The sequence below is a fragment of the Providencia sp. 2.29 genome, from assembly GCF_015832305.1.
GTDB classification, from domain to species: Bacteria; Pseudomonadota; Gammaproteobacteria; order Enterobacterales; family Enterobacteriaceae; genus Providencia; species Providencia stuartii.
On record NZ_CP065420.1, the window covers coordinates 3,371,850 to 3,397,332 of the forward strand.

Genomic DNA, 25,483 nt, shown 5'->3' on the forward strand with positions numbered 1-25,483 from the left:
AACATCAAAGTCCCTTTTCAATAATGGAAGTAAGAAAGTTACTATGTCTCAAGTCGCGAATAAACTACTGGTAACCTGTGCGTTACCCTATGCTAACGGTTCAATCCATCTCGGTCATATTCTGGAACATATTCAGGCTGATATTTGGGTCCGTTATCAGCGAATGCGCGGCAAAGAAGTTCACTTTATCTGTGCGGACGATGCGCACGGCACACCAATCATGCTGAAGGCTCAGCAATTAGGTGTTTCTCCTGAAGATATGATTGCAGCAGTGAACAAAGAGCATCAGGACGATTTTGCTGGTTTTGCGATTAGCTACGATAACTATCACTCAACACACAGTGAAGAAAACAAACAGTTATCCGAGCTCATTTATAAGAAGCTTAAAAACAACGGTTTTATCAAAAATCGCACTATTTCACAGCTTTACGATCCTGAAAAAGGCATGTTCTTACCCGATCGCTTTGTAAAAGGTACTTGCCCAACCTGTAAAGCAGAAGATCAATATGGCGATAACTGTGAGGTTTGTGGTGCGACCTATAGCCCGACAGAGCTGATTAACCCACGTTCCGTAGTTTCTGGTGCGACACCAGAGATGCGTGATACTGAGCACTTCTTCTTCGACCTGCCTGCATTTAGTGACATGCTACAAGCGTGGACTCGTTCAGGTGCCCTGCAAGAGCAAGTCGCCAACAAAATGCAAGAGTGGTTCGAATCAGGCTTACAGCAGTGGGATATTACCCGTGATGCGCCTTATTTTGGTTTTGAAATTCCAGATGCACCGGGTAAATACTTCTATGTGTGGCTAGACGCGCCAATTGGTTATATGGGGTCATTTAAAAACCTGTGTGACAAACGTGGCAATATCAATTTTGACGAATTTTGGAATAAAGATTCAAAGACCGACCTCTACCATTTTATCGGTAAAGATATTGTGTATTTCCACAGCTTATTCTGGCCTGCAATGCTTGAAGGCAGTGGTTATCGTAAGCCAACTAACCTATTTGTTCATGGCTATGTGACCGTTAACGGCGCCAAAATGTCTAAGTCTCGTGGTACCTTTATCACAGCGCGTTCTTATCTGGATCACCTAGATGCCGACTGCCTACGCTACTACTATGCCGCGAAACTTTCATCGCGTATTGATGATATCGACTTGAACTTAGAAGACTTTGTTCAACGCGTTAACAGCGATATCGTCAATAAAGTGGTTAACCTAGCATCACGTAATGCGGGCTTTATTGCAAAACGCTTTGGCGGGAAATTGTCCGATAACATCGCAGACCCAGCGCTCTATCAACAATTTATTGACGCGGCACAAATTATTGGTGACGCCTATACAAGTCGTGAATATGGTAAAGCGGTGCGCGAAATAATGGCTCTCGCCGATCTAGCTAACCGTTATGTCGACGAAAAAGCCCCTTGGGTTGTCGCTAAACAAGAAGGTAAAGATCAAGAGCTTCAAGATATCTGTTCAATGGGCATCAATTTATTCCGTGTCTTGATGACTTACTTGAAACCTATTTTACCGGGGCTGGCAAAACGTGCAGAAGCTTTCCTCAATATCGAGCTTACATGGGATTCTATCACCACGCCGTTAACTCACCACGATGTTGCGCCATTTAAGGCGCTATTTACGCGTATTGAAATGGCGAAAGTCGAAGCTATGGTGGAAGCCTCTAAAGAGAGCATTAAGCCAGCTAAGGTGTTAACAGGTCCACTGGCCGATGATCCAATCCAAGAGACGATTACCTTTGATGACTTTGCCAAGATCGATCTACGCATCGCGCTTATCAAACAAGCCGACTTTGTTGAAGGCTCTGACAAGCTATTAAAACTGCAATTGGATATTGGCGGTGAAACTCGCCAAGTGTTCTCTGGTATTCGCAGTGCGTACCCTGATCCAAAAGTATTAGAAGGTCGACTGACCGTGATGGTGGCAAACTTGGCACCACGTAAAATGCGTTTTGGTCTGTCTGAAGGTATGGTAATGGCCGCAGGCCCTGGTGGTAAAGATATTTACCTGCTAAGCCCAGACAGCGGTGCTCAACCGGGTATGCAAGTAAAATAAAATAACGGTTCCCAAACGGGAAAGAGTTAATTATTAAGCGAAAAGCGGGGAATGATGAATTCTCCGCTTTTTTTATGCAGTTTTAACTGTGATCTATAGCACAATTATAAAGTTAATTGTATGATGAATACACTTAGCATAATAGGACGAGTCTCATGTCATTAAAATATGTGCTGATAACCGGATGGCAGTATTTGCGCGCTTTTGCGCTGCTTTATCTCTGTCTGATCGTTGGGAACCTGTTATCAACACTGCTTCCATTTACTGTTCCCGGTAGCATCATCGGTATGCTAATACTGTTTATGTTGCTAGCTCTGCAAATTATCCCAGCCCACTGGGCGCAACCTGGTTGTTCCATTCTTCTCAAAAATATGACCTTGCTGTTTGTACCAATAGGTATCGGCATCATGAATTATTATGGTCAATTAAGTCAGCAACTGGTTCCTATTCTCGTTTCTTGTTTTATTAGCACGCTAATCGTCATGGTCGTGGTGGCTTTTAGCTCCCACTATATCCATAAAGAGCGCCAAATTGTTGGGGTTAAACCTGATGAAGTTCCCCTCCCGCCTGAAGACACTATCAGCGTGACTAGCGATACTGAACAAAATAAGGGGAATGACAAATGCTAGAACATATCTGGTGGTCGTTACCACTAACAATTATTGTGTTTTATATTGCGAGAAAATTGTCAGTAAAATTAAAACTGCCTTTATTGAATCCATTGTTAGTCGCAATCGCCATCATTGTTCCATTACTGATTTTTACCAATACGCCTTATGAGCACTATTTTGCGGGAAGTAAGATCTTAAATGACTTATTGCAACCTGCTGTTGTTGCATTAGCTTTCCCTCTATACGAGCAGATGCACCAAATTCGAGCGCAATGGAAGTCATTATTGAGTATCTGTTTAGCAGGTAGCCTAGTTGCTATGTTTACAGGTACTGCAATTGCTTTATGGCTCGGCGCAACACCGGATATCGCCGCCTCTGTCTTACCGAAATCCGTCACAACGCCGATTGCCATGGCGGTTGCTGATTCCATTGGTGGGATCCCTGCTATTAGCGCTGCCTGTGTTATTTTTGTCGGGATACTAGGAGCCATGTTTGGTCACGCCTTATTTGATGCATTGCGCATTCGCACTCACGCCTCACGAGGGCTAGCAATGGGAACCGCTTCTCATGCGCTCGGTACAGCTCGATGTGCTGAAATCAACTATATTGAAGGCGCATATAGCTCTTTAGCCTTAATGACCTGTGGGGTGATTACCTCACTGCTCGCCCCCTTTGTCTTCCCTGTTATTCTTCATCTTTTCGGCTAGACTCAAAACCAATAGAGGCTTATTTGCCTCTTTTGTTTTTTACTTCGTCAAAAATTTGAGATACATCTCTCAATTATAAGATGAGTTTCATTTATTTCATTTGAAAAGTGACATTGATCACATATGGTTTAATGATTTATTACATAGAATGTAAATAAGTGATTAGGGAGGTATCTCATGCATTCAAGATTTAAGTCCGCTTGGTCTCAACTTCCAGAAAAGTTGCAAACCGCACTCAAACCCATTATTGATACGCCAGACTTTCAAGGGATGCTGAGTGCTGAACAAGTTAATCAGCTTAAAGCTGATTGTGGTTATAGTGATAGTGAATTGGCATTTTTATTATTGCCCTTCGCAGCCGCTTACGCTGTCACACCAATTTCCCACTTTAATGTCGGTGCGATTGCTCAAGGCATCAGTGGCAACCTCTATTTCGGTGCTAACATGGAATTTAGCCATGTCGCTATCGCACAAACCATCCATGCGGAACAGTGTGCCGTCACCCATGCATGGATGAAAGGTGAAAAACAGCTCACTTCCATCACCGTAAACCACACACCTTGTGGCCACTGCCGCCAGTTTATGAATGAATTACGCGGTGGCGGTAAAATCGCAATCCGTTTACCTGAGCGCCAGCCTGCAACATTACATGACTATTTACCCGATTCGTTTGGACCAGCTGATTTAGCAATCACAACGCTGTTAATGGATAGTGTTGATCACGGCTATAGCACACCAAGCCGTAATCGCTTGTTATGTGCTGCTATCGAAGCGGCAAACCAGTCTCATGCCCCTTATAGCCAATCTCACTCAGGCATTGCGCTACAGCTAAAAGATGGCTCATTATTCACGGGTCGCTATGCTGAAAACGCAGCATTTAACCCAAGCTTACCTCCTCTACAAGCCGCGTTGATTATGGTAAACATGGCAGGTAAAGACCTACACGCTATTGAGCAAGCGGTACTTGTTGAAAAACAAGATGCTATCGTTAAACAGTGGTGTATCACTGAAAATACATTGCAGGCACTAGGCTGCCAACAAAAAGAGTTAATTTATCTTAATTAATCGTTTTATCGCTGATTGCCGCCAGAGAGTATGGCGGCAATTTGTTATATAGCCCTTCTCTACTTTTTAGTGTACTGCCCAATTCGACTTAAAGATTATCAATTGATTTATACGATCTTTTAATATTTCTATAAAACCATTCTTATCAAAAATATTAATACTCACAAAGCTCGCTGCGATTAAAATAAAAAATTCGTAAGATAAAGAATAATATTTATCGCTTAGAAAAGGTTAACTCTATAATTTTTCTTATGTATATTTAACACATTGCTCTAATTGAAAACATCTTACTTAACCTACACTTTGCTTCCCTACAATCGAGATAGATAGGCCATCCCTTCCATTTGACAAAAAGTAAGGGCTAAAAAGACCATTCCAGTGCAATTTCTTTCCATGGTGAAAAAATCGATTATATTATTTATCATATAGATAATGCTATTTAACAAATATTTTAACTCTTTGTATCAATAATCACTGTACATATTTTCTGTTTACCTTAGGATCTACATCGACTGTTGTTTTTTAATCGTCCAAAGAGTGATTTTTCATGGAACATGAATACGAAACAAAACGCCCTCTGTACATTCCCTATGCAGGCCCTATCCTGCTTGAATTTCCTTTGCTAAATAAAGGTAGTGCTTTTAGCGAAGAAGAACGTGCTAGCTTTAACCTATATGGTCTCCTACCTGAACAGGTAGAAACTATTGAAGAACAAGTTGAGCGTGCTTATCGCCAGTTAATCGATTTCAAAACCGATATCGACAAACATATCTACCTAAGAAATATCCAAGATACCAACGAAACCCTGTTTTACCGCCTGATTGATGCTCATTTGACTGAAGTGATGCCCATCATTTATACGCCAACAGTCGGTGAAGCATGTGAGCATTTCTCTGATATTTACCGCCGTGCTCGTGGCTTATTCATCTCTTATCCAAACCGTGAATATATTGATGATATGCTACAAAATGCGACCAAACAAAATGTTAAAGTGATCGTTGTCACTGATGGCGAACGTATTTTAGGTTTGGGTGACCAAGGTATCGGCGGTATGGGGATCCCAATCGGTAAGCTTTCACTGTACACCGCTTGTGGTGGTATAAGCCCAGCCTATACCCTGCCGATTGTTATTGATGTCGGCACTAATAATCCACAACGTTTAAATGACCCATTGTATATGGGATGGCGTCACCCACGTATTACAGGCGAAGAATATGACCAATTTATCGATGAGTTTATTCAAGCGGTAAAACGTCGTTGGCCTAATGTACTGCTGCAATTTGAAGATTTTGCGCAAAAAAATGCGATGCCATTACTCAACCGTTACCGTGATGAGTTGTGCTGCTTTAACGATGATATTCAAGGCACTGCTGCTGTCACTTTAGGTAGTTTGATTGCCGCTAGCCATGCTGCGGGGAGTAAACTCAGTGATCAACGTGTCGCCTTCTTAGGCGCTGGCTCTGCTGGTTGCGGAATTGCAGAGCAAATCATCGCACAAATGAAATCAGAAGGGTTAAGCGATGAACAAGCGCGTTCACGCATTTACATGGTCGACCGTTTTGGTTTATTAACCGATAAACTGCCTAACCTCCTCGATTTCCAAAGTAAGCTAACGCAAAGCAGCAACAACCTAAGTGATTGGGATGTAAACAGTGATTCAATCTCTTTACTGGATGTTGTACGTAATGCAAAACCTACTATTCTAATTGGGGTTTCAGGTCAAGCAGGCCTATTCACAGAAGAGATCATCAAAGAGATGCATAAACACTGTGAACGCCCAATTGTCATGCCATTATCTAACCCAACATCACGGGTTGAGGCTCGCCCAGAAGATATTATTAACTGGACCGATGGTAAAGCACTGGTGGCAACAGGTAGCCCGTTCTCACCTGTAAATTACAAGGATAAAGTCTATCCTATCGCTCAATGCAATAACTCCTATATCTTCCCTGGTATTGGTTTAGGTGTAATTGCTTCAGGTGCAAAACGTGTCACTGAAACAATGTTAATGGCAGCAAGCCGTGCATTAGCCGAATGTTCACCACTTGCTAAAGAAGGGGAAGGCCCACTATTACCACTTCTATCTGATATCCAACAAGTTTCACGTATTATTGCAAAACAAGTCGCCAAAGAGGCACAGGTGCAAGGTGTTGCAACCGTAACGTCTGATAATGCATTGGATGAAGCCATTGAACGTAACTTCTGGAAACCAGAGTATCGTACTTATAAACGTACTTCTTTTTAGTTGTAATTAAGGACGTTACCCTTATATTACAGGCAAAGCCCTAACCTTTTGGTTAGGGCTTTAATCAATTAGAGTCTAAAAAACTTTTTTCATCTATATCAATTGAAAACCAGCCTCTCAATGAATCCTCTTATCAAGGCCATTTCATACCGAAAATGAAGACTGCTATCGATTTTGAACTTACTCAACTGCCACTGCATATCTTTTATGCCAATAGCTAATGAAAACTGCCTAATTGTGGTCACTTAAACTGACTTATTCAAAAACAAAACCCCATGAGGATAATAACATGGGGTTTTAATCTGATAGCACCTTAACGGCCTTTTTCAGCTTTCTCTTTTTCAATCATGATTAGACTGAAAATAAGCGAACATATTATATAATCTTGATGTATTATCAGCGTTTGCTGACATATTCGCTATTAATAGTGCCCTTGCATTGATGCTGCTCCAAATATTGCGATTATTGAAGACAAGAAGAAGAACATAATAAATGTGACAACAATGCTTATAATGAAACAAAATAACCCAGCTCTGTTCCATGTCTCTTGTACCTTCATAAAGGTTTCAACAGAGTCATAATCGCCATTTTTCCAAGCCCATTCATTGCCTTTAATACCACAAACAAATATCCAGACTATATTCAATAAAGGAATTAATGTGAGTAATGGCAAATAAGATTTATTACCAATACCCCAATAGATATTAAAAATAAATGCCCCCCAATTCCAGCGTTTGATTTCATTTGGAACACTTTTGTTTTCGTAAGACATCGATATCTCCCTATCTTAAAAAGATAATTATTTATTTTTTGATAAACATTAAAAAGCAACCACGCATGGTAATAAAAAATTTGGATTAAGTGAAATACTATTATGTTAAAATTGCCGAAATGATCACTTTTATTTCAACATTAGGAATATACTTAAAAGGTAATACTCTTAATATGGAATAATTTTATTTCCTAACGCAGGTCATAACTAAAAGCACTGAGAACAGCACATTATGCTTTGGATAACGTCAATCCTCATTCAATTATATTAAAATTAACGAAAATATATTACTATATTATAATATTTCAACTATAGTGGTCGTCTTGTAGAGTAATAATATGGCAGAGCAGCAAAATCCTTTCTCAATAAAATCAAAAGCTCGCTTCTCTTTGGGCGCGATAGCGCTGACTCTGACTCTAGTCTTACTGAATATTGCTGTCTATTTCTATCAAATCATCTTTGCATCCCCCCTTGATTCTCGTGAAAGTAATCTTATTTTGTTTGGAGCGAATATTTATCAGCTTTCATTAACGGGTGATTGGTGGCGCTATCCAATCAGTATGATGCTACATTCTAATGGCATGCACCTTGCTTTCAATTGCTTAGCATTGTTTGTGATAGGTATCGGCTGTGAACGTGCCTACGGCAAATTCAAATTATTAGCTATTTATATTATCTCAGGCATCGGCGCGGCCTTATTTAGTGCATATTGGCAATATTACGAAATATCAAATAGCGACCTTTGGACTGATAGTACTGTATACATTACTATCGGTGTTGGGGCTTCTGGCGCGATTATGGGAATTGCAGCAGCCTCAGTGATATATTTAATCAAAGTGGTTATCAATAAACCCAATCCTCATCCCGTAATACAGCGTAGACAAAAATACCAACTCTATAATCTGATTGCCATGATTGCATTAACGTTAATTAATGGATTGCAGTCCGGCGTTGATAATGCAGCACATATTGGTGGTGCTATCATCGGCGCCTTAATCAGCATCGCTTATATACTTGTTCCCCATAAGTTACGTGTTGCTAATCTCTGTATTACGGTCATTGCAGCAAGTTTGCTTACGATGATGATCTACCTCTATTCATTTTCTACAAATAAGCACTTACTAGAGGAGCGAGAGTTTATTTATCAGGAAGTCTATACAGAGCTTGCTGATGCCAACCAATAATCTTGAGAAGGGTCAGTTTATCACCTTAAGTGTCATCATAATGGCACTGCATAAGATCAGCAGCAATGTCAGATATTGAAAGGTACGCTCTGATAGTTTGAGCAGCAAATATTTTGCGAGTGGCATAATCAGTAATGCACCAATACATAAGGTTAACGCCAATGTTAAATCGGTGTGTCCATCTTGCGCATAAGCGCATGCAGAAGAGCCGGATAAGACAGTAGTCACCACAATAGAAGTTCCAATCGCTTGCTTAATGTTTAATTGCATATAACGTAATAGCATGGGTAAAACCACCACCCCACCTCCAACCCCCGTCGCACCAAGCACGACCCCAGCTATCACAGCAGGAAAAAACATTCCCCCAATTTGATGTTGTTTCAGGGTAGTTTTTTGTATCGGTGTGGCAAAAAACATACGGTGAATAAATAAGTACAGCGAAAAAATAATAGCGGCAGCAACAAGTAGATTGATCCCCCGCTCAACTTGTTGGGTATATTCAGGCAGACTCCCCAACCAAGTAACAAGGAGGCTTGATAGAAATGTGCTAGGTAGCATGATAGCAAGCACAATTAATGCCCCTTTAAGGGGAATATTCCCTAAACGAAAATGCATATATGACGATGACACTTTCATCAACATCGAAAGAAAATTAGCCGTCGCCACAGCAGCCAGCGCATTAAGACCAAAAAAATAGGTCAATATTGGCAAAACAATAACTCCGCCCCCGACCCCCGTTGTACTAATAACCAAACCAATCAATGCACCGATAACTAACTCAGTAAAAATCATTCTGCCTCATCCTAATTGTATTATGGCTTCTCGTTCCTTCTGTAATGCAAGCACGACATCTTCATTGGTGAGTGTTAAATATTTAAAAAACAGCGTATCAAAAACGACCATTTGCAAAACTTGTGGTGTGATCACGCCAGTCTGAAAGAGCTGTTCATCATAGAAATAGGGAAGGACTAAATCCGCCAAACGCACGGCTTCATCTTGCCCAAAGCGGGTTAATACGATGGTGCTACACCCTTTTTTATTTGCTAACTTTAACATATGGTTAATGTCTGGCGTATTCCCTTTTGCCGTGATCGCGATAACCAGATCATCGGCATCTACATTAGACGAATAACTTAGCTGTACATGTAAGTCAGGGCTAAATAGTGCATACTTGTTTACACGGATTAATTTATAGAAGATGTCATAAGCCACAATCGCAGAAGTACCAACCCCAAATAAAACAATACGTTTCGCTTCAACTATTTTTTGCGCAATCTCATCCATGGTGTTGGGATCAAGTAATTCCAGCGATTTTTCAATGGCTGTAATAAACATTTGCCCCGATTTAGCGATAATTTGCTCTGTATCATCATAAGGGTTCAAGCTACCGCTGAGGCTTTCAGCTTTATATTGTTTTTCATCCGATAAGTAGTCCACTTTAAAATCAGAATATCCGCGATACCCCATTTGGCGAGTAAAACGAATGACAGATGCGCTGCTCACTCCCGCAGCTTGAGCCAACTCCGCCACATTCATTGCAACAAAATTATCACGACTATCTAGCAAAAAACGGGCAAGACGCTGTTCAGTTCCTTTACCTCTATTCAATAAGCTTTCCAATTTTGATGTCAATGTTGACATACCCATTCCTTCTTATTCTTTGTAGGGTAGTTGGGAGCTATTATCATACTGACAATAAAATCGACAATCATGTACCTACTGCCGCAAGTGATAGATAGAAAATTGATCTACATCAACTAGGCTAGATTTTTCTTATTAGCCGCCAATTCGCATTTTTGCACTATCGACAGAACCCTCCCTTAAATCGATTGACAGGACTTTACGTTGCCCGACTTGCTTCCCCTATTTAACTCAAGTAGCCTTATCACCATGACTATTAATATTAAAGGCAAGGACAATGAGGAAACGTCTGCTTTATGGTCTGATAGCGATTTTAGGGATAGCGTTAGTCACTATTATTTTACTTGACCGTTGGATAGCGTGGGATACGGCTCCTGATATTTATGAAGATGTCGCTGATCTGCCAATACGTGATGTTGGTATGGTATTGGGTACATCTAAATATTATTCAAGTGGCGTCCAAAATTTATACTATAGCTACCGAATTCAGGGGGCAGCAGATGCTTATCACAGTGGAAAGGTGAAGTATCTACTGCTTAGCGGTGATAATGGTGCACACAGTTATAATGAACCCATCGCCATGCGTAAGGATTTAATCAAAGCAGGCGTGCCCGCTTCAAAAATTGTTCTCGACTTCGCAGGGTTTAGAACATTGGATTCTGTCGTGCGCACACGGAAAGTATTTGATACCGACAATTTTACGATTATTACCCAGCGCTTCCATTGCGAACGCGCGTTGTTTATCGCTAAGCACAAAGGGATAGATGCGCAATGTTTAGCGGTGCCAACACCAAAAGCGATGTTTAAAGTAAGAATACGTGAAGTGTTTGCTCGGTTGGGGGCTTTAGCGGATCTCTATGTTTTAAACCGCGAACCTAAGTTTTTAGGGGAGCAAGAGTCTATCCCTGCGCCCATTAAAATGCCAGAAGGGATCAAGGGCTATCCGGCTGTTTCTCCCGATGAAATCAACAAAATTTAAAAATTTCTAGCAATCAGGCAGGGTAACTGCCTGAATTGTTTTATCTCGCCTTTTCTATATTCTATCTAACTTTTCGGTTAACCTTCGCCACCCCCACTCCATCGGGCCTTGATGAAAAAAGGAGAGCCAGAAATAAGAAAATAATAGGTTTACCGCCCAAATTGGCACAATAAAGAGCAACAACTCAGACCGTGAAAAATGGTTGAAATAGCCTAAATAATAAAAAATCGTCACACAAATTAAGGTTTGCAATAAGTAATTACTTAATGCCATTCGCCCCGTGCACTGTAGCATTTTGGCCAACACACTATGCTGTAGCGTTCCCCAAAAACCGTAAATAAGGGCGATATAACCAAAAGATTGTAATGGGGACATCAATTCGTTGACAACATAGCCCACAATGGCTGTCGCAAAATAACTCCATCCTGATAGGCTTTGCATATAAAGAGATACGGCTTGAACAAGCAAAGCGGGAATAATTAATAGCATTGCCATACGTCGATAATGCTGGGAACTGAATTGCCCGCTTAACCATCCACTGCGCATCGCGACATACCCCGCGATCATTAGCCCCAGCAGCTGCCACCCATACTGAATAAACAGCATTTCCACCATGGTTAACATCGATTGAGTGCGATAGATTAAGCTAACACTCCCCCCCGTAGTGTTTCCCAGTGATTCGTACAACGCTTGCTCTTCAGAAACGACCCAAAAATCACTCGACCCCACCGTGCTACCTAACAACAATAAACTCACTAATCCAATAACATAGACAAAGCCTGCTATTTTTAATAGGTTGCCAGAGTCATATTGTTTAAATATCAGTAACGCAATACATCCCGTTACTGCATAAGCAAATAAAATATCTCCTGACCAAAAACCGATACCATGAATCAGCCCTAGTACCGCCAAAATGACTAAACGACTCATATTCCATCGGTCGCCTTTGCGACGTAATAACGCTAACGTCGCACCAAATAAAATCGAAAAAATCGTTAAAAACTTACCCTGAATAAATAGGTTAAAAACCACCCAAATAGCCATATCAGTTTGGCTAATAGATTGAGAATAAACAGGATTAATATAAGCCATTTGCGGCAAAGCAAACCCAAAAATATTCATTAATAGAATACCTAAGATTGCGATGCCACGTGTTGCATCAAGCCTATCAATTCGCCCTTCTTGGGAGCGATGCGATAATATGGCAGTCATAATAGATTACAGGTGACGCACTGCGCGCAAAAACTCTTGACGTGTGTTTTGACTAGATTTAAACAGTCCACCCAACGAGGTGGTGGTGGTGGCACTGGTCGCATCACGGATACCTCGAGCTTTAACACAGTAATGCACAGCATCAATTGATACCGCAACATTATTAGTATCTAGCAATGTCTGTAAGGCCACCAAAATCTGCTGAGTTAAGCGTTCTTGTACTTGAGGACGTTGTGAGAAAAATTGAACAATACGGTTGATTTTTGACAGGCCAATCACTTTATCTTTCGGAATATAAGCAACTGTAGCCTTACCATCAATAGTAACAAAATGGTGTTCACATGTACTTGTTAAGGTAATATCACGCACAGTGACCATCTCATCAACTTTCATTTTATTTTCAATGACGGTGATTTTTGGGAAGTTCGCGTAATCTAGACCTGAAAAAATTTCATCGACATACATTTTAGCGATGCGCTTTGGTGTATCCGCCAAGCTATCGTCAGTTAAGTCCAAATTCAGTAACTTCATGATCTCTGTCATATGCCCTTCAATCAGTTGCTTACGCTCTTCGCCTGATTTTGGTTGGATACGCAACGGGGTTTCAAGCCCTCTTGCTTCCAAAGCAGCATGCACCAATTCGGCTTCTTTACTCAGAGATGACATTAGATTCTCCACAAACGATATAACGATTTTTTATGAAAATGCAGGTGTGCGCTGTACTCTAAAACAGCAAGTTTAGATAATCCAGCATTACATCCATAGATCAGATGAAATATTTGCATCAACAAATATTCATTTTATCAGGATAGCCTTTGATGCTCCCCTCGGATATATCATCATTTAACTATAATTAATAACATATTTTCAGAGCTATTCTTTATCGAGAACGGCGATAAACTAACCCACCCGCGACACACAATGCGATAAACGCACTGTATAAAGCAGGTTCTAGTTTTCCGGTGAATGTCGTGGAAATAAAAGACAACATAGGGCCAATAAGCTGCCCGATTGCATAACATGTCGTGAGTAAACCCGCCATAAAACGGTTATGTTCCGGGGCCAATTCACGTCCTAGTTGCATTGACAACTGTACCGCACACATAAGCCCCCCACCAATTAGGATTGCGGCAATCACCAACCCTGAAATACCCGAAATAACTTCTGAGATTAATATTCCGATCCCTTGTAACCATAAAGTGATCGCTAATCGGTTTTGGGTTGTCGAGAAATTACGTAGTAGCATGGCGATTAGAATGCCCACCACCGCGGATATACCAAAGACCGGCCAAACAAATTGGGCAAATAAACTATCAGGGAAACGCTGCGCGGCCATTTGTGATAAAAATGTCGCTGGCAAAATATAACCAAAGCCAGCCAATCCATAGCTCCATACCAGTCGCTTGATTTCTGGCGTAAGCTGAAGTTTTTTTATTTCCCCGACAGGCCGATGCCACTGCCCCGTACGTGGAATATGGCAGCTAATGTATAGACTAAAAATTAGTGCTAACCCACCGTAGATTAACCAACCTTGGCTGGCAGATAATTGCCAATCTTGGATGGCTACCGCAAACAGACCGCTAAGAAATATTCCAGCTCCGGTTCCAGCAAATACCGCCACACTTAATGCAGGTCGATTTAATTTTGCTAAATTCTCATTAGCCCAAGCAACCACGAGTACCAGTGCCATGCCACTCGCCCAGCCAATAAAAAAACGGGCAATACTATGTAAAATAGGGCCATCAAGAAGTGCGGAAATCAAGGTTATCGCAACGGCACCCCATATTCCCAACCACATGCGTCTTTCAACGTGTTGACGCGCACGCATTGCATCAAAGGAGCCCAACAAATACCCTAAATAATTAAAAGCAGCGACCACACTGGCTGTAGAGAGTGTAAGTTGATGCTCTTCAATCATTAAAGGGACTTGGGGAGTTAGCGTAAAGCGCCCTATCCCCATAACAACAACGAGCGAAAGAAATCCACTAAAAGCAATATGGAAGGCGGCTGCACTACGGCTAGGGTGCGCCTGTTCATTGGCGGAAACCATAAATTCCTTAGTTTCATTTAGAATGCAATAATTAATCAGATTACTGTTTAACATAACATTAACAAAAATACAATTTATGTCCGTAAGGCTATCTAAGGCATTTATTCGCGCGAGACTTCTCGTAAAATCCAACGAAAAGCTATTCTTAATCAATTTCTATTCATTCACCCCTCGCGATATCTCTGCCATAATAAGCAGCACGACAAAATCTTAAGCCTCAATGGCAAAGCAGAATAATAGGGGTACTAATGGACATGTGTCATACCGCTGGGTTGATCTCACTTGAGCAAGCACTCGATAAAATACTCACTCAAACACAAACAGTGACTCACTCAGAGCGCATTCCGCTCACAGAATCGGCCCAACGCATCACCGCAGCCGACATCACCTCGCCAATGAATGTTCCCCCATTTGATAACTCTGCAATGGATGGATATGGTTTTCGTTTCGCTGAGTGGGATGGGAAAACCCCTATGCCTGTAGCAGGAAAATCATTCGCAGGTCAACCAATGCAAGGGGAGCTTCCGCACGGTAGCTGTGTGCGCATTATGACTGGCGCCCCTATTCCACAAGGTGTCGATACTGTCGTCATGCAAGAGGAAACGGAAGAGACAGCTCAAGGGGTCGTGTTTACAGGTACAGTTAAAAAAGGCAGCAATATCCGCCGTGCTGGGGAAGATATCGCAAAAGGTAGTAGTGTGATCCCCGCGGGTACTCTGCTATCCACGGCTCAATTGCCTCTTATTGCATCTTTGGGTATTTCAACGGTTGATGTACACCGCCGTCTAAAAGTTGCGGTATTTTCTACGGGAGATGAGTTGCAAGCGGTGGGTCAACCACTCAAAGAGGGGCAGATCTACGACACTAACCGTTTTACTGTTCGCCTAATGCTCGAAAAACTTAACTGTGAGGTTATCGACCTTGGTGTTATTCCTGATTCCCCTGAAAAACTCAAGCAGACCTTTATTGATGCAGATAACCAAGCTGATTTAGTGATTAGTAGTGGTGGCGTCTCCGTGGGTGAAGCGGATTACACCAAACAAATTTTAGAGGAGCTAGGAGAAATCGGCTTCTGGAAGCTAGCAATCAAACCCGGTAAACCATTTGCTTTTGGTAAACTCCATTCAGCGTGGTTTTGTGGATTACCGGGTAACCCAGTTTCCGCAGCACTCACCTTTTATCAACTCGTGCAGCCGTTGATTGCTCGCCTTTCTGGGAATAGCCAATGGAAAGCGCCAATGAAATTTAAAGTTCCTGTTACCACACCGTTGAAAAAAAGCCCCGGTCGTCTGGATTTTCAACGCGGGATCCTAAGCGTCAATGAACATGGGCAACTGCAAGTTGCAACAACTGGCCACCAAGGCTCTCATGTATTTAGCTCCTTTAGCTTAGCCAACTGCTTTATCGTCTTAGAAAGGGAGCGTGGGCATGTCGCGGTAGGCGAAACCGTTGATGTCGAAATGTTTAATGACTTACTCAAAAGCGAATAATGACCGTGCAAGAGCTTACCGATCAAGAGATGTTGCGTTATAACCGCCAAATCATTTTACGTGGATTTGATTTTGACGGGCAAGAGAAACTCAAGGCCAGCAAAGTGCTGGTCATTGGCCTTGGTGGTTTAGGTTGCGCAGCCACACAATACTTAGCTGCCGCTGGTGTAGGTCAACTCACTTTAGTCGATTTCGATACTGTTTCACTGTCTAATCTACAGCGACAAACCTTGCACCGTGATGCGACGGTTGGTCAACCTAAAGTTGATTCAGCTAAAGCACAGTTAGCCACAATCAATCCACATATTTGTATTGAAACGGTCAATGCACAGTTGGACGATGCGCAACTGAATGAACGGATAATGACCCATGATGTTATCCTTGATTGCACTGATAATGTGGCTATTAGAGAGCAGTTAAATCGCTTATGTTTCCAGCATAAGAAACCACTTGTTTCCGGTGCCGCTATCCGTATGGAAGGGCAGCTATCTGTTTTCACCTATCAAGAAGGAGAGCCTTGTTACCACTGCTTGAGCCGCTTGTTTGGTGAAAATAGTCTAACCTGTGTAGAAGCCGGCGTAATGGCGCCTTTGGTTGGTACGATAGGTACACTCGAAGCAATGGAAACCCTCAAATTGCTTACCCAATATGGCAAGGTCAATACTGGTAACGTGTTGTTTTTTGATGCGATGACGATGGAATTCCGCCAATTCAAACTGACCAAAGACCCCCATTGTGAAGTGTGCGCACACCAATAATTTCTTCCATTAGGGCGGTGACAAACGCACCGCTCGATTAAGAATATTCCTAAAAAATAAATTATTTTTGCTTTAACCTTATACTATCCCCTTTCGTGTTGGCTGACATCAATAAGCAGTCATCACTTTACATTTTTAAATAAGTTACTGAGAGTATTTAATATGCAATTCCCTCCTTGCCCGAAATGTCAGTCTGAATACACCTATACTGATAACGATATGTATATCTGCCCTGAGTGTGCGCATGAATGGAATGATGCCGAGCCTGTAGAAGAAAGCGATGAGTTGATCGTTAAAGATGCTAACGGGAACCTATTAGCGGATGGCGATACCGTCACTGTCATTAAAGATTTAAAAGTGAAAGGTAGCTCATCAATGTTGAAAATTGGTACTCGAGTAAAAGGCATTCGCTTAGTCGAAGGCGACCACAATATCGATTGTAAAATTGATGGTTTCGGCCAAATGAAGCTGAAATCTGAGTTTGTGAAAAAGAATTAATTAACTTGTTCAGTTAAATACTAAGACCTAGCTCAGCTAGGTCTCAAAGTGCGAATAAAGTCCTCATTTTTTATTGAGGAGTTTGATCTAAAAAGGTTCCAGTATCCCCACCTCGTCAGCTGACAAAATTCCCCCCATGAAACTATGATTAACTTTGATCTCAATCGGATGTTTGTATAGGCTGTACCGTAAGATATTATTAGTCTGGTAAATTAAGTGATCGATAAGAGCCAATTTAAAAATCTGAAGTTTTTTGAAAATGAGCCATTGGTTCACCATTTGAATTACCCTCTGTCGGAAACAGCCGAAAGAAACATACTGAATGGCTGGCTTCCTTCATGCATGGAAGATAAATGGCTATCATACAGTGAGGATGGCTGTGTTTTCGTTCACAGAAGCTGGACTGGGCATTTGATGTATAAATTCACGATCCGTGATGGAAAGATACAACGCGTAGAGATTGCGATGGATGATTTTGTGAATATGACTGTCGAGCGAAAAATCGAGGTCTTTTTATCACTTTTACCGCATTTATCAAAAGAGCATTCGAACGGTTGGGAGTAGCGTAGCCTCTCTGTATGATCAGGGCGCTACGTTCATCTCTATATGCTTGTTGTCGAATTAATTTCTTAGAAAGAATGATGTCTAGATTAGTCATCACCTTTGAGAACTCATTTAACGATAACAGTCTGTTGGCCTAGCTCAGCTAGGTTTCAGAGCGTTCACAAACTTAATGAGGCTTAGATTCGGTCTCGAAACATAATAAATGATGATTAGAAAAATCATTTTTTGACCGACAATACACATTGGGAAACCACACTGTTCCCGATGTTATCAATACATAATCTGCTAAATAATTTTTAGAAACGTGCTTAAAAGGATTGGTCAGTCAATAAAGCAAACGGCTCACAATAACGAAAGCGAGCCGTTTAAAGTCTATATAATACTCTTTAAAACATACTCGTTACTAATACCACAGTTCCCTGATATTCCCCAGCAGCAATACTTCCTGAACTATGTAATGTCGATTCCACATTAAAAGGCGTTTTTACATTCATAGCCGTATCAATCGTGTATTGTTCATTACCTGAAGAGCAAGTGTTGCGTGCACAGACCTTTGCTTCTGAATATAAGCCTGGTGCAAGAATGGTATTGCTGGTAGTGCCGTTACCGAGTAACTGTGTGGTCACTTTGGTATTCCCTGTACAGGTTACATACCCTGTGGCCGTTGCCTTATGTCCATTGAGCTGATTAGAATCCACCGTTCCATGATCCAGTAATGTCGACATCTCAAATGTACAAGCAATCGGTACTTCGGGTGTAGAACGTGTACAGTCCGTTTCATCGATGCCACTACCTGCAACTAAAGAAGATGATGTGTTATTCGCACCATATACATTCACCCGCCAACATATTCGTCTAAAATCGTTCGGATTCGCCACACTAGATATAATTATTGGAGCCGCTTGGCCTACCCCTCTAGTACCTGACATTTGAAACAGCGATAGATCATTTAAGACACTTTCACAACTCCGATTTGCGGTATACCTATAATATGAATGGTTTAATCCTCCAGATGAATTGATGTAGCGTGTTCCTGTCGGTGGTGGAGTTAAGAGAAAAGCGCCATACCTATCATAAGCAACGCTTCTTAGTAACAAAGTTATTTCAATTTCCACAGTACACTGGTTGACTGTTCTCATCCATGGAAACTGATTCACTGGCGCATAGTGGAAAAGACGGTATGAAGAAATATTGACATTAGAACAACTCCCATTCGTTAAATTTTGGGGGTTATAACAGCGCCCTGAACTCGAAGGGATCCTCACTTCATAACTGTTAACACCGATCCACTGCGAATTTATCCAAGGTGTTGATGCAAAACTTTTAGTGCCTAACAATAACAATACACTAAATAACAGATAATTTTTAAATAAACGTTGACCCCATATGTTTTTCATATGATCCTCGATTTAAACTGAATTATTGGCCCGTTGAAGACATATTTCAGCCACTTATTGGTAGCTTAGGGTGTATGTCATGGTGGCAGAAAAATTACCGGGTTTGATGCTGTTATTGGCAATCGCTCCCGCTTTTCCTTGAAGATAAGCACGTAATCGGATCGTCATGGCACCATTTTTTATCGGCTGTGATGGATAAGATACTCCACTCGTCGGATTCAATGGGAGTTTCACACCACTTAACGTTTCAATACCGATTGCGGCTCCCGATGCCTCACTATTGGCATCAAACTCTAAAAGCCCATCCGGCGTGGCGTTGCCATTAAAAATAGTCGTTACTGAATTTGCAATTGAAGCGTCACAATCTTTCAATTGAAGCTCAAATTCCTTACTTAAGATCCTGCTGTTTGAGTACAACTCTTTCGTTGAGATACTATTGAACTCAACAGAAAAGTTCTCAAATTCAGGCACAATTTCGCAGGGTTCTGCTACCAATGTGCCGCCATATGTCACTTGGCTACTATTTGTGGCAGCATATAAATTTGCAGAAAGCGCCCCCACCAACGAACTTACCCCTAAAAAAATACCCATATGCTTCATTTTTCCTCCTTAGGGGTACTGCAATGCAATGGTTGCAATCGCTTCAAAAGGGCCTTCCTGTAAGTTCACTTGTGGATCCTTTACAGGTACGGCATAGAAATTCAGCGCCGTAAAGCCATTACTAGGCAAATTAAAGGTGAAGTGGCTATTTGGTGCCACAACACTTCCATTTTCATTTCGATATAAACGTACACCGAGACCTGTTACATCGGCTTGTAACGCATTGGCATCAAAACCATTCGCAGCATCACCGCTATAAGACAGTGCTAAAGATGAAGGTCGTGACGTATAACTTCGACAATCTATATTTACGGTAAAAGGCCGTTGATGGTCGATACCGTTAATTTTATTGATACCTATGTCTTGGAAATCAATCTGTATTGATTGATTAATTCCTTTATCGCTATAAACATCACAAGGGGGATTTTCAAGTAATGTTCCTTTAAATTTCACATCCACGGTATTGGCTAATGCAGGCGACATATAAGCGCCTATCATAAAGGCAAACATGGGCTTTATTAGACGCCTGTTTTGTTTGCTCATCATAGGTACTCCACACTTAATGTGCCTGATGCATTGAATACCCCAGCATTCACCGAACCCCCATTTTTTAATACAGGGACTGCGGTTAATTTAGGTAATGTGTTAAAGTAGAAATCAACCCAACGTCCTGGCTCAGTTGCCGTGCCATCAACGCGAATTTCTAACCCCAAATCACTCTCTGATGTTTCAAGATACTGGGTGTTAAAACTGGCTGGCGTTCCACTAAATTTGAGTTTCAATGCTGGATTATTCGCAGAGCCATCACAAGCTAATGTGTAAGGGATCGACGTTTCATAACGCTGTCCATCAATATCCTTAATAACCATGTCAGGGAAATCAACAGTGATAATTTGGTTTTGATTAACGGTACAGGTTTGCTGTAATACTTTGACTTTAATCCTTAAAGTATAAATATCCGCACTAGTATTGGTACTCACTAATAAAATGCTACTGAGCACTAGGCTACGCAAACACCTCACCCGATGAATAAACGATTTTTTCATTATCACTGCTCCTATTCATAGAGCATCTGGAATGAGATCACCGCATGGTATGCTCCAGCGATTAAGAGTGATCCCGTCCTAACCGGTGTAATCGTGTAGGTCAGTTGACGTTGGCCAGAGGGTAATAACACAGGGTGACTCTCTTCCCCTAAAGACAAAACCGTACCTGACGCATTACTTAGCTGTAACCCAAACCCTTTTGCCCCCTCGACTAAAGCCAAATTAGGCATTTCATTTGTTGATGGTGCTACAAAGCGTATTTTTACCGCTGGCTGAGAGTGACTCCACGCTGTTTGTCCTGTTTTTTCATCAAGTAATGATGTTGGATGAGAAATACAATCTAATAGCTCTATTTGAAAAGGAACCGCCCGCCCTTTTGCCCCAATACGATTAAGTTGCGCAGTTTCAAAATTACCCATATCAATAGATTGGTATTCAGATGTCATCGCTAAGCGGCACGGACTTTCCGATAAAGAACCACGAACATACAACACGCCTTGTTGACCATCGACATCCCAATTATTCGCTGAATTATATAGCTGAGTATTTTCATTCATTGCCCATCCCAATGGCGCCCCTATTAGCAGCGTCCAAAAGATAGCCAATCGCTTATGTAAAGTCATTTATCTACCCTCTTTCATAGGCACCATTAGCCTTATTTCTCTGCTGCATCTGGATCAACATGGCACGTACTTCCTTGACAACTGAAAGTGAGATTAGGGCGACCACCATAGTCATTAACATAAGTCAGCACTGGCGTATTACCGAGTTGATGACTATTCACGCCAAGATTTTGCTCACTAAAAGGGGCTAGCATAATCGGCTTAAAATCTTTAATTGGTGCAGACTGATTACTTTCACCAGCTTCAATAACGGTGACATAATAAGGCGTTGGATTATTTATCGTTACGCTATTCCCCTCTTTTAATAAGGTTAATTTTTGTTGCCAAGGAACGGTATTTGGTCCGCTAATAATGGCTTTTGGCCTATAAAAAAGTTTGACCCGTGTTTGTAGTGCAATTTGTAATGTATTGGGTTTATCACTTTTAGGCGGAATTTCCCGTAAGTTGAAATAAAACAACGACTCTCTATCTTGTGGTAATGAATTGATAGCGGGTAATGCTTCAATTTTTACTTGGCTTGATTTCGCAGGCTCAATACGTTGAATAGGCGGTAACACAATTAATGGAGAGGTGATTTTTTCTCCTTTTTCATTTTCTATCCAACCTTGAGCTAAATACGGAAGTTGTTTGTTATTATTAGCGACATTTAACGATACCGATTTCTGCATTCCCTCAAAAATGATACGCGTTCGGTCCATTGAAATAGCCGCTAATACATTGGTGCTGGATAACACGCAACTGGCTAACCCAACCCCTGCAATAAATTTGGTGTTTAGTTTCATTTAATCGTTACCTTCCTATGTAGTACCTAATGTGGTTTATCAATGATTGTTCTGGGCATTTAAGCTATATGCATGACAGCTATACACGGCACGGCAATAACAATGCGTGTTCACTATTTTGAAGTGGCTCAGGGAAGGTGATTTGACATTGAGCATCCCCCCCCCACTGCACACTCATCACTTCATTTGCGTTGATCCCACTAACGTAAGCGCTTCCTGAATCACCGACGATGCCGACTTCTTGCCCTTTTTGATTAAAGATTTGAGCCCCAAATGGCGGGAAAGAATGATCTGCCAAACGGATCTCCACCATTCTCTTTTGCCCTGATATGACAGAGAATTTGCGGTAACCAACAGCACCTTCTGTCAAAGTGGCTTGAACAACAGATTGTTGAGCGTCAACATCATTAGGCAACGCATTGAGATCGATACTGGCTTTATTGCGATAATAGCTACTGAGCTCAGTCACTACCGCTTTACCAAATCGGTTTGACGTTATCGGGCTGCCATAACCTTTGATAGGAACATCAGAAATACCATCAGTATCAACTAATAGACGCGTTCCTCCCATCGAACTCATACGATGGAAAGCACCGCCATTTGGTGTTAGTGTTAAACCACCATTAAAAGAAGCTCCCACTGCGCTATATTGCCCACGCATATAGCTAGCATTAGCTGTAATGCGCGAAAGATCGCCTTGATGAGTCACGAACGCACTACTTGATAGCCCCTTACGCGTATTCCCTACACTCAATTGATAGCTATTACGTTCATCAGTGCTGTTGTAATACGTCATACGATTGGTTGTATCGTGACGGTTAGTATCGAGCGAGTAGCCGATTTGTACCCCACTGCCCCATGGAATATTCACCGATAAATAACCGCTATCGTCATGGCTCTCTTGGTAAATACTACGATTTGCCGAAACCGTTAGACTGACGTTTTTAATCGTTCCAATATCAAAATATTTGGAAAACATAACGCTGTAATAATCATTATCAGGACGATCCCAGAAGGTTTGATGATTATAATTGAGGTAAACAGATGCGCCTGCGTCACTAAAATTCTTGCTCATCGATACGGTGTATTGCTCCTTACTACTGCCGTAACGTTCACCATATTGCCTAGCACTTAGATAGTCAGACATAGTCATATAGTTGCGATCAGAAAAACGGTAGCCCGCAAATTGAATTTGACTGTCGATCGCTTCGAAACGTTTTGAGTAATTCACACGATATGAGCCACCATGTATGCGCTCTTCACTCGGTAATTTAGAAATCGAGTGCGTAATATCTCCTGAAATAGCCCCCCAACTGAGCAAATCACGTCCTAGGCCTAATGAGAGTGCATTATAATTTTGGCTATTTAGCGTTCCACTGAACAAAGACCAGCCATTAGTCACCCCCCATGAAAACTCCCCTGTGGCAAAGCTATCACCTTGGCTATGTCGATCGATATCCGTTGGCTGCCCTAAAGCTAACTTATATTGCACTTGTCCCGGACGCGTTAAGAAAGGTAGACTTGCCGTATCTACTTGGAACTGTTGCGTCGAACCATCTTGCTCTTTTACAGTGACATCAAGCTTGCCGGAAACCGCATCACTCAAATCTTGAATACGAAATGGGCCAGGTGCGACCTGTGTCTCGTAAATAGTGCGTCCTTGTTGGCTAATCATCACTGTCGCGTTGGTTTGTGCGATCCCTGTTACCTCTGGCGCATAACCACGTAAGATCGGTGGCATCATATTGATATCCGAGCGCAAGCTACCACCAATAAAGCGGAAACTATCAAAAATATTTGACTGTAAGTAATCCTCACCCAGTGTTAGTTTTGACTGTAATGATGGAATTGCACGATAGGTATAAAAGCGGTTCCAACGAAAATCGTTATTCGTTTTTACGTATGACTGAGTATTATAATCTAAACGGCTTTGCCACTCTGCACGCCAGCGCCAAGCACCTGTATTGATGCCGACAAGCCCGTTACCATTTAGTGCATAAATATCGTTACCATCATTGTAAGAATGATTGGCTGTCGCGTTTAAATTGTAATCCAACATTATTGCTGGAATACCTTCATCCCAACGAGAAGGTGGATCCCAATTAGGTGCACTATATTCTAAATAAGCCTGAGGAACGCTTACATTTAAAGAAGATGTTGAAAAATCCCCAGTAATTGACATCCCTACTAAGCTATTAGGATCCACACATTGATTATCGTTCCACCATGCCAGTGAATTATAAGCGTCTTTCGTTAGCCCCAACTTTTGTGTTTCTACAGGTGAAAGACAGGGTTCACTTCCTTTTGGATCATTTTTAGACGTAATAAATTTAACGGGTATTTCTGATAATTCATCGCCATTCACTCTGAGAGTCAAAGAATAGCTACCCGGTATAATATAGTTGGCGCGGGAAAAATGATTTAAATTAATATTTTTTTTATCTTCGACATCTAACACATCCGTGTTAAATTCAATATCATTATGAGCAATAGAGTTTATTGGGTATATATTTAACGCAACTGAAATATATAAACAAACCATATTTGGCCGATAGGAAACCAATTTATATGAATACATATAAGCATCCCTAATTAAATAATTTCATCAATGATTTTTAATAATATTCAAGTTTGAATCGAATCGCAGAGTAATAAGACCCTGATTGTAATGGTTTGGTATTGGAGACTAATCTCACATGATAATCCAATCTCATTGATGGTGGAGTAATATCTATTTTTGATACTGGCCTACCGGGAATAATATTTATATCGCTCGAATTTCTTAAAGATAACCCCACACCCTGAGCATCGCCAAAAATTGAAAAAATATTATCTTCAGATGGACCATCAAAAGTTAATTCAACTGCATTCCATAATTGATTCTGGCTGTTATGTCTTATTAAATTGCAATTAATAAGATGAATTGAAAAACTTTTTTCCGGACCTTTGCCATCTTGTTTAATTAAACTTATAGGAATCGTTCCTAAATCAATAGATTGTTCTTTCGAGCCTGTCGCGATTGCACATGCTGCATCTGTAATTTCTCCTTGAATAGTTAACAACCCTGTTTCTTCATCAGCATGTGCAAATGAAAGGACTCCAGAAATCAAGAAGGCCATAGTGGTATAATACATATTTTCTTTCATACTGAAGTCCTATGTTCAAAATTAAATATCAATACTTTTCAA

25 protein-coding genes are annotated in these 25,483 nt (G+C 41.3%); 11 read left to right on the forward strand and 14 right to left on the reverse strand.

Annotation, left to right across the window (positions count from 1 at the left end):
• Positions 1-43 precede the first annotated feature (43 nt).
• The 5 genes from metG (at position 44) to I3B46_RS15925 (ending at position 6,699) form a co-directional block, all read left to right on the forward strand.
• Positions 44-2,071, forward strand: a complete 2,028-nt coding sequence (metG, locus tag I3B46_RS15905) for a methionine--tRNA ligase (RefSeq protein ID WP_014657801.1) — start codon at positions 44-46, stop codon at positions 2,069-2,071.
• 155 nt (positions 2,072-2,226) lie between these two features.
• Complete coding sequence (locus tag I3B46_RS15910; RefSeq protein WP_014657800.1) at positions 2,227-2,700, forward strand: CidA/LrgA family protein; 474 nt, start codon at positions 2,227-2,229, stop codon at positions 2,698-2,700.
• Entirely contained in the window at positions 2,694-3,389 is a 696-nt protein-coding gene (locus I3B46_RS15915) for a CidB/LrgB family autolysis modulator (protein WP_004917940.1), read from the forward strand. The genes I3B46_RS15910 and I3B46_RS15915 overlap by 7 nt, the downstream gene beginning before the upstream one ends.
• A 177-nt stretch (positions 3,390-3,566) precedes the next feature.
• Positions 3,567-4,454 carry a cytidine deaminase gene (gene cdd, locus I3B46_RS15920; protein WP_004917936.1) on the forward strand — a complete coding sequence of 296 codons (888 nt, stop codon included), beginning with the start codon at positions 3,567-3,569 and terminating at the stop codon, positions 4,452-4,454.
• A gap of 547 nt (positions 4,455-5,001) precedes the next feature.
• Positions 5,002-6,699: an NAD-dependent malic enzyme gene (locus I3B46_RS15925; protein WP_004917935.1), complete on the forward strand. Its 1,698-nt coding sequence runs from the start codon at positions 5,002-5,004 to the stop codon at positions 6,697-6,699.
• Between the two features lie 421 nt (positions 6,700-7,120).
• On the opposite strand, the gene I3B46_RS15930 is transcribed toward I3B46_RS15925, so the two are convergent.
• Positions 7,121-7,471 (reverse strand): hypothetical protein, encoded by a 351-nt coding sequence (locus I3B46_RS15930; RefSeq protein WP_004917933.1) that lies wholly within the window; start codon positions 7,469-7,471, stop codon positions 7,121-7,123.
• Positions 7,472-7,809: 338 nt separating this feature from the next.
• On the opposite strand from I3B46_RS15930, the gene I3B46_RS15935 reads away from it, so the two are divergent.
• Positions 7,810-8,655, forward strand: a complete 846-nt coding sequence (locus I3B46_RS15935; protein WP_053110316.1) for a rhomboid family intramembrane serine protease — start codon at positions 7,810-7,812, stop codon at positions 8,653-8,655.
• A gap of 12 nt (positions 8,656-8,667) precedes the next feature.
• Here I3B46_RS15935 and I3B46_RS15940 read toward each other — a convergent pair whose 3' ends face one another.
• Positions 8,668-9,447 (reverse strand): sulfite exporter TauE/SafE family protein, encoded by a 780-nt coding sequence (locus I3B46_RS15940; protein WP_104873350.1) that lies wholly within the window; start codon positions 9,445-9,447, stop codon positions 8,668-8,670.
• Between the two features lie 6 nt (positions 9,448-9,453).
• Entirely contained in the window at positions 9,454-10,296 is an 843-nt protein-coding gene (locus tag I3B46_RS15945; protein WP_014657798.1) for a MurR/RpiR family transcriptional regulator, read from the reverse strand.
• A 277-nt stretch (positions 10,297-10,573) separates the two neighbouring features.
• Between I3B46_RS15945 and sanA the strand changes: the two genes are divergently transcribed.
• Positions 10,574-11,275, forward strand: coding sequence for an outer membrane permeability protein SanA (gene sanA, locus I3B46_RS15950; RefSeq protein ID WP_004917922.1), 702 nt, complete (start codon positions 10,574-10,576; stop codon positions 11,273-11,275).
• A 54-nt stretch (positions 11,276-11,329) separates the two neighbouring features.
• Here sanA and yeiB read toward each other — a convergent pair whose 3' ends face one another.
• The 3 genes from yeiB to I3B46_RS15965 all read right to left on the reverse strand — a co-directional run bounded on the left by yeiB (position 11,330) and on the right by I3B46_RS15965 (position 14,537).
• Positions 11,330-12,487: a DUF418 domain-containing protein YeiB gene (gene yeiB, locus I3B46_RS15955; protein WP_104873349.1), complete on the reverse strand. Its 1,158-nt coding sequence runs from the start codon at positions 12,485-12,487 to the stop codon at positions 11,330-11,332.
• Between the two features lie 6 nt (positions 12,488-12,493).
• Complete coding sequence (gene folE / locus I3B46_RS15960) at positions 12,494-13,153, reverse strand: GTP cyclohydrolase I FolE (RefSeq protein ID WP_004917919.1); 660 nt, start codon at positions 13,151-13,153, stop codon at positions 12,494-12,496.
• Positions 13,154-13,367: 214 nt separating this feature from the next.
• A complete protein-coding gene (locus tag I3B46_RS15965; protein ID WP_036943552.1) occupies positions 13,368-14,537 on the reverse strand; it encodes a YbfB/YjiJ family MFS transporter in 1,170 nt (389 codons plus the stop codon).
• A gap of 248 nt (positions 14,538-14,785) precedes the next feature.
• Between I3B46_RS15965 and moeA the strand changes: the two genes are divergently transcribed.
• The 4 genes from moeA to I3B46_RS15985 all read left to right on the forward strand — a co-directional run bounded on the left by moeA (position 14,786) and on the right by I3B46_RS15985 (position 17,847).
• Complete coding sequence (moeA, locus tag I3B46_RS15970) at positions 14,786-16,027, forward strand: molybdopterin molybdotransferase MoeA (protein WP_053110319.1); 1,242 nt, start codon at positions 14,786-14,788, stop codon at positions 16,025-16,027.
• A complete protein-coding gene (gene moeB, locus I3B46_RS15975; RefSeq protein ID WP_104873348.1) occupies positions 16,027-16,785 on the forward strand; it encodes a molybdopterin-synthase adenylyltransferase MoeB in 759 nt (252 codons plus the stop codon). The genes moeA and moeB overlap by 1 nt, the downstream gene beginning before the upstream one ends.
• A 162-nt stretch (positions 16,786-16,947) precedes the next feature.
• The gene (locus tag I3B46_RS15980) at positions 16,948-17,283 is read left to right on the forward strand and encodes a zinc ribbon domain-containing protein YjdM (RefSeq protein ID WP_004917906.1); all 336 of its coding nucleotides are present in this window, start codon (positions 16,948-16,950) and stop codon (positions 17,281-17,283) included.
• Between the two features lie 216 nt (positions 17,284-17,499).
• Positions 17,500-17,847 (forward strand): hypothetical protein, encoded by a 348-nt coding sequence (locus tag I3B46_RS15985; RefSeq protein WP_169342108.1) that lies wholly within the window; start codon positions 17,500-17,502, stop codon positions 17,845-17,847.
• A gap of 386 nt (positions 17,848-18,233) precedes the next feature.
• Here I3B46_RS15985 and I3B46_RS15990 read toward each other — a convergent pair whose 3' ends face one another.
• The 8 genes from I3B46_RS15990 to I3B46_RS16025 form a co-directional block, all read right to left on the reverse strand.
• Positions 18,234-19,244 carry an MrpH family fimbial adhesin gene (locus I3B46_RS15990; RefSeq protein WP_060560676.1) on the reverse strand — a complete coding sequence of 337 codons (1,011 nt, stop codon included), beginning with the start codon at positions 19,242-19,244 and terminating at the stop codon, positions 18,234-18,236.
• A gap of 54 nt (positions 19,245-19,298) precedes the next feature.
• On the reverse strand, positions 19,299-19,844 hold the full coding sequence (locus tag I3B46_RS15995; protein WP_014657790.1) for a fimbrial protein: 546 nt from the start codon (positions 19,842-19,844) through the stop codon (positions 19,299-19,301).
• A gap of 9 nt (positions 19,845-19,853) precedes the next feature.
• Complete coding sequence (locus tag I3B46_RS16000) at positions 19,854-20,390, reverse strand: fimbrial protein (protein ID WP_004917896.1); 537 nt, start codon at positions 20,388-20,390, stop codon at positions 19,854-19,856.
• A complete protein-coding gene (locus I3B46_RS16005; protein WP_014657788.1) occupies positions 20,387-20,890 on the reverse strand; it encodes a fimbrial protein in 504 nt (167 codons plus the stop codon). The genes I3B46_RS16000 and I3B46_RS16005 overlap by 4 nt, the downstream gene beginning before the upstream one ends.
• Positions 20,891-20,901: 11 nt before the next feature.
• Positions 20,902-21,513: a fimbrial protein gene (locus I3B46_RS16010; RefSeq protein WP_004917893.1), complete on the reverse strand. Its 612-nt coding sequence runs from the start codon at positions 21,511-21,513 to the stop codon at positions 20,902-20,904.
• Positions 21,514-21,545: 32 nt separating this feature from the next.
• Positions 21,546-22,295, reverse strand: coding sequence for a fimbria/pilus periplasmic chaperone (locus I3B46_RS16015; RefSeq protein ID WP_014657786.1), 750 nt, complete (start codon positions 22,293-22,295; stop codon positions 21,546-21,548).
• A 79-nt stretch (positions 22,296-22,374) separates the two neighbouring features.
• Positions 22,375-24,873, reverse strand: coding sequence for an outer membrane usher protein (locus tag I3B46_RS16020; RefSeq protein ID WP_163762154.1), 2,499 nt, complete (start codon positions 24,871-24,873; stop codon positions 22,375-22,377).
• A gap of 37 nt (positions 24,874-24,910) precedes the next feature.
• Positions 24,911-25,441: a fimbrial protein gene (locus I3B46_RS16025; RefSeq protein WP_004917888.1), complete on the reverse strand. Its 531-nt coding sequence runs from the start codon at positions 25,439-25,441 to the stop codon at positions 24,911-24,913.
• Positions 25,442-25,483: the final 42 nt, after the last annotated feature.